Genomic DNA, 233 nt, shown 5'->3' with positions numbered 1-233 from the left:
AGGGCGTAGAAGATGCCGTATACGTCACCGAAATCGTCATTCACCATCGGCGGCTCGATCCCCGGCGGCAGGTCGCCCTGGGCATCGTCGATCTTGTTGCGCAGCTCGTCCCAGATCTGCGGCAGCGCATCGCCATCGTATCGGTCCTGCATTTCCACGCGAATCTCGGCGATGCCCGGCATTGAGCGCGAGCGGATCTCCTTGATCTGCGACATCTGCTGGATGGCGCTTTC

General features: G+C 61.4%; 1 protein-coding gene. It reads right to left on the bottom strand.

What is annotated here, in order from left to right; genetic code table 11:
• The coding region (locus RRF55_RS28090) for a hypothetical protein (protein ID WP_439419312.1) at positions 1-233 on the bottom strand (233 nt) is incomplete at both ends.

It is taken from the genome of Klebsiella sp. K47 (assembly GCF_051858335.1).
In the GTDB taxonomy this organism is placed as follows: Bacteria; Pseudomonadota; Gammaproteobacteria; order Enterobacterales; family Enterobacteriaceae; genus Klebsiella; species Klebsiella pneumoniae.
The sequence above is the reverse complement of the archived record's forward strand: the minus strand, read 5'-3'. Positions and strand labels throughout refer to the sequence as shown.